A 5,343-nucleotide genomic window follows, 5' to 3' on the forward strand; every position below is an offset into this window, starting at 1 on the left:
GTATATTTATTTCTTATGAATTGATAATACCCATAAATCATAAATAACCTTTACCAATTGGTAATAATAAAATGTCTTTTTAGAATATAGTGATATTTAGTTGGGTTGGTTTTCTATTGTTATAGCTGTAGTGAATATCAAAAGTGATCGTACTAAATCATCAAATATGATTAAAAAACAAAAGGATAAAGAGATATTAAAGGTTATTGATATACATCATACAAATCAGTGATTTTGAGCGTAACATACAGCGATAATAGTAGTGGAAAGGTGCTACTAGTCGATGTTATGTCATTGGAAGGCTTTACTATGTTTAAAAAATCTCAGCTATTTCTTCAATCATTACTGTTACTTGGAGCTGTAGCGGCAGTGCCAGCTCATGGGGCAGAGCTAGAATCGATGATCCCAGCGAAACTAACGGGGAAATTAAATTATGCGACACTTAATTATTGGTTAGTTACCCCTGAAGGGAACAGCTTTGAATTACGTATTAATGAAAATAACGAGCCTTTTATTATGGATAAGGTGGGGAAAGAGATCACATTAAAAGGGGCGATATTAACTTACACCGATAAAAGTCAGTATTTTCAGCCTAAGTTTGATCAAGCGCCACAAGCCAAACCATTAAAATTTACCAAAAGTACTGGAGATGGTACTGCGAGTTTATATTTAGATGACAACGAAATTTATGCATCGGACGAGTACGGCAATCTAGGCGTTGAAAAAGAGTTTCCTATCGCTGATGGCAAGGTGAGTTTGATTTGGTTATCGACGGGTGGCACAGCTTGTCCTGCCATGTTCATGTACGTTGTGGCAAGGCAAGATTCACTCCCTTTGATCACAACAGAGTTTGGGAATTGCAGTGATATGCCAACAATTACCAATAATAAAGACGATATCACAGTCGCTTTGCCGGGCAACCCAGCCCAGACTTGGGTATTTGATCTCAATAATTTTAAGCTGAGTGAAAAGCAATAAGTTGAGATATACCTAAGCATCTTGAAGCTACTTTGGTATGAAAACATCAATAAGAAAGGAGCCTTACGGCTCCTTTTTAGGGTTTATGAGTTGCAAAGCACATAAGGAGAAAATGAATAATTATTTCTCTGTTACATGAATAGCAGCTTTCAAATCTTCAGGATGAAGATCGGCTTGGTCAAACTCTTGTGAGGCTGGCATACGTAAGTGGAAATCTTTAAACACTTCAACTTCAACTTCGCCATCAGTCAAAATGAAATCACTCACGTGACCACCTTGAGTACGATCATCACTAATAAAGTGGAAGTGGAAACCCGGTACATTAATACCAATCATGTAGTCGGGGATTTTAAAACCAATCATAACCCCTGAGACGTGAGTCATTTCAGCGATAGGCTGATGTTTTACCACCTCTACCATTGGTGGGTAAGGACGATGCTGTGCTGGTACTGTACGGGTTTTTACGTATGAGAACTTACCGGTTAAACGAATCGCATTAATGGCGTTATGGGCTAATAAGTCTTGTTCTAAACACGCTTCAAACTCATTTTTACTCAGCTCAATTAAGCTTAGTTTGTCTGTTGGTGCAAAGTTAACCACAGAAGCAAACGGGGTTGTGATGTCATGATCAACAAGGTGAACGTCACCTGTACTCGTCAATTGATAAACTTCATCACCCATCACAATCATCTCACCATCAAGATCATTGAAAGTACCAATACCAAAGTTACCGTGATCAAGTAATTGACCGATAGTGAAATCCCCTTGATATAAGCCAGCAATGAGCGCACTCATCATGGAGGTTTGGTAAAACGTCTTATTGTTGGTTGAGTTACTCATAAAAAGCTCCGTGATTAATCTTGTTGGCAAGGGTGTAGTTGATCAAGTAGGCGGCTGTTATCGCTGTAATCAACGTTAACGTTAACCAATACAGGGCCACTTAAACTCATTGCTTTGCGCAATACTGGTTCAATATCGTCAGCAGTGTTAATGGCTAAACCGTGTGCACCGAAGCTTTCAGCGTATTTCACAATGTCAGGCCCCATAAAGCTAACAGCACTTTCACGACCGTATTTTTTAAGTTGCTGAATTTTCACCATGTCGTAGCTGTGATCTGTCCATACAAAATGCACGATATTACATTTGTGGCGAACGGCAGTCGCAAGCTCCATGGATGAGAATAGGAAGCCGCCATCGCCAGACATTGAAATCACTTTCTCGTTTGGATGTAATAAAGAGGCAGCAATAGCCCAAGGTAGTGCTACACCTAATGTTTGCTGACCATTACTGAACAGTAAGCGACGAGGCTCAAAGCTGTGGAAGTATCGCGCCATCCAAATGTAGATAGAGCCTACATCACAACACACAGTGGTATCGTCACTGACAAAGCGGCGTAGGTCGTGAACAAAGCGAAGAGGGTGAACACCATGGCGTGATGTTTTATTCGCACCCATTTGCATGATGTTTTGTAGATCATGACGAAGTAGCTGAATCTGCTGGTTATGCTCTAGTGATTCACGTTTATCAAGCTCGCTCGCAATGGAGCTAACAGAAACAGCAAGATCGCCAACCACTTCGCACACAGGGTTGTAGCTAATTTCGAGATCGGCTTGTTGGTAGCCAATATGAATAATTGGGGTATTGGCATCTTTATTCCAAAGGATCGGATCATATTCAATTGGGCTGTAACCAATGGTAATGATCAAATCAGCATTGTTTAACGCAATATCACCCGGTTGGTTTTTAAATAGACCAACACGACCTAAGAAGCAGTTGTATAAATCATGTGAAATCACACCTGCTGCTGCAAAGGTGTTAACAACCGCAATAGGGGTTTGTTTTAACAACTGGCGAATAGCGTCAGCAACAAAAGGTTGGCTTGCATCCATACCCAGTAATAACACGGGATTTTTCGCGGCATTAATACGATCTGCAGCTTGGCGGATCGCTTGTGGATGTGCACCACCAAATAGAATAGGGTTCGGCTGCTGTACAGGTTGGTATGGAATACGATTAGTTAGAATGTCTTGTGGCAAGCTGACAAAACTAGCCCCTTGTGTTGGTTGCTCTGCAATACGAAATGCTTTGTGTACCACATCAGGCACTGAAGCACTGTCCATGACTTCTGCGGAGAACTTAGTGATCGGATTGAACAGTGAGCGAGTGTCCATCGATTGGTGTGTATTGTGTGAATACATAGAAAGCGGTACAGCACCTGCTAGTGCAACAACAGGATCACCTTCACTGTTAGCGGTTGCGACACCAGTGACTAAGTTAGATGCACCAGGACCTGAGGTTGCTAAACAGATACCAGCTTTACCTGTTAAACGACCTGTTGCTGCTGCCATGAACGCGGCATTTTGTTCGTGATGACAAATAATGATTTCAGGACCGTTATCACAAACGGCATCAAAAACGGCATCAACCTTCGCACCAGGAATACCAAAGATATGGGGTACATCGTGTGCTTTTAGGGTTTCAACGACAAGTTCAGCACCAGAAATGGTTTTATCCGACATATAAGCCTCAAAATTATTGTTATTAGTTAATTAGGCTCAGGACATGCTTCGTTAATTCGAAATTTATGTGATGAGTGCCGCAATTCTAATTATTTGTCATACAAATTAAACATCTGAAATTGGAAGTTAATTTTCCAACATAGTGGCGAATATTTCGCTGTTAAGCGTGTGACTTTAGGAGTATGGGAAGGGAACAATAAATAGACGAGCGGTAATCAATATTGTCATGTTTGTAAGACAATCAGGCTGAAATAAAAACGCCAGTCAAGGTGACTGGCGTTGATGGGGGAGCTGCTTGTGAGATTAAATCATGATACCGGCGATTAAAGCAGATAAGAAACTCACTAGGGTTGAGCCATAAAGAAGGCGTAAGCCAAAGCGTGCCACCATATTACCTTTTTCTTCATTAACCCCTTTAACAGCACCAGCAAGGATACCGATAGAGCTGAAGTTAGCGAATGACACAAGGAAGATAGAAACGATGCCAACAGTATGTGTTGATAGCTCACCCACTTGTTTTTGCAGTGATATCATTGCAACGAATTCGTTAGCAACCAGTTTGGTTGCCATAATACTACCTGCTTGTAGGGCTTCATGAGCAGGGATACCCATGATCCATGCAAATGGGTAGAAAGCGTAGCCGATAATATCTTGGAAGCTAATACCAAATGCAGCGCTGAAACCAGCATTGATCATCGAGATGAGTGCGATAAAGCCAACCAGCATCGCAGCAACAATAACCGCAACTTTAAAACCTGTAAGAATGTATTCACCCAACATTTCAAAGAAGGTTAGTTTCTCACCGCTTTCTGCCTTCATCATCTCATCGATATTCATTTCTGCTTCGTGATCATATGGGTTAATGATCGATAGGATAATGAAGGTGCTAAACATGTTTAAAAACAGTGCCGCAACAACAAATTTCGGATCGATAAGCTTCATGTAAGAACCTACGATAGACATAGATACTGTTGACATCGCCGTTGCAGCAAGGGTGTACATACGACGCTCTGACATCTTGCCAAGAATATCTTTGTAGGTAATGAAGTTTTCAGATTGACCTACCATTAACGCGCTGATGGCATTGAAGGATTCAAGTTTACCCATGCCGTTAACTTTAGAAAGTAGGAAGCCAAGCGCTTTGATAACAAGAGGAAGGAGTCGGATGTGCTGAAGGATACCAATCAATGCGGAAATAAAGACAATTGGCATTAACACGTTAAGGAAGAAGTTGAATGCATTATTATTTGCAAGATTACCGAAAACGAAGTTCGTGCCTTCTGCTGCAAAATTCAATAAACCATTAAAGCCATCGGCAAACTCTTTAACGATCCCTGTACCCATTGATGAGTTCAATAAGAAGTAGGCTAACCCCATTTCAATAATGAGTAATTGGAGAATGTATCTGAACTTAATATTTTTTCGGTTGTTACTCGCAACAAGTGCTAGGGCTGCGATAACAACTAGCCCAAAAATGAAATGTAGATAGACCATGTAGGTTTGCTCTCAGTGTGATGCTTATCAATCAATATATTTATGGTTAATCATTTCTTTCTTTCTAAAAGTGATTCAAATCTCATTTTTTAAGCTGGTGAAATTAACACCAATAAAGATGTTTCAAAGAATCACGATTGCGGCAAACGATTGCTGATCGAAAGAGCCCCGTATTTACTGAGCTGTCGTTATACGCCTAAATATTCTTATCGGCAATATGCTGAAATGGTATATGTGTGAAGTGGATCTCATTCAGTTTTTAGTAAACAGCATTAGAAATGGAATTTTTTTGAATATTTATAAGATGAGGAGTGAATATTTTGAGTGTTAATTCAACACTTGTGCTTTATAT

General features: G+C 40.3%; 4 protein-coding genes. 1 reads left to right on the forward strand and 3 read right to left on the reverse strand.

Annotated elements, in window-relative coordinates; genetic code table 11:
- The first annotated feature begins 309 nt into the window (after nt 1–309).
- Entirely contained in the window at nt 310–978 is a 669-nt protein-coding gene (locus E5A76_RS15635; RefSeq protein WP_161119479.1) for a hypothetical protein, read from the forward strand.
- Nucleotides 979–1,098: 120 nt separating this feature from the next.
- Here E5A76_RS15635 and budA read toward each other — a convergent pair whose 3' ends face one another.
- The 3 genes from budA to E5A76_RS15650 all read right to left on the reverse strand — a co-directional run bounded on the left by budA (nt 1,099) and on the right by E5A76_RS15650 (nt 4,991).
- Nucleotides 1,099–1,818 (reverse strand): acetolactate decarboxylase, encoded by a 720-nt coding sequence (gene budA, locus E5A76_RS15640; RefSeq protein ID WP_053986759.1) that lies wholly within the window; start codon nt 1,816–1,818, stop codon nt 1,099–1,101.
- Nucleotides 1,819–1,832: 14 nt separating this feature from the next.
- The gene (gene alsS / locus E5A76_RS15645; protein ID WP_107165241.1) at nt 1,833–3,497 is read right to left on the reverse strand and encodes an acetolactate synthase AlsS; all 1,665 of its coding nucleotides are present in this window, start codon (nt 3,495–3,497) and stop codon (nt 1,833–1,835) included.
- A 303-nt stretch (nt 3,498–3,800) separates the two neighbouring features.
- Nucleotides 3,801–4,991, reverse strand: coding sequence for a NupC/NupG family nucleoside CNT transporter (locus tag E5A76_RS15650; RefSeq protein WP_053986757.1), 1,191 nt, complete (start codon nt 4,989–4,991; stop codon nt 3,801–3,803).
- Between the last annotated feature and the right edge of the window lie 352 nt (nt 4,992–5,343).

Origin of the sequence: Photobacterium lucens (assembly GCF_009873615.1) — a bacterium.
Classification (GTDB): domain Bacteria; phylum Pseudomonadota; class Gammaproteobacteria; order Enterobacterales; family Vibrionaceae; genus Photobacterium; species Photobacterium lucens.

Excerpts from the sequence above, each read along its gene's own strand:
- budA (WP_053986759.1), bottom strand. The coding sequence starts at position 1,818 with ATGAGTAACTCAACCAACAATAAGACGTTTTACCAAACCTCCATGATG.
- alsS (WP_107165241.1), bottom strand. The coding sequence starts at position 3,497 with ATGTCGGATAAAACCATTTCTGGTGCTGAACTTGTCGTTGAAACCCTA.
- E5A76_RS15635 (WP_161119479.1), top strand. The coding sequence starts at position 310 with ATGTTTAAAAAATCTCAGCTATTTCTTCAATCATTACTGTTACTTGGA.
- E5A76_RS15650 (WP_053986757.1), bottom strand. The coding sequence starts at position 4,991 with ATGGTCTATCTACATTTCATTTTTGGGCTAGTTGTTATCGCAGCCCTA.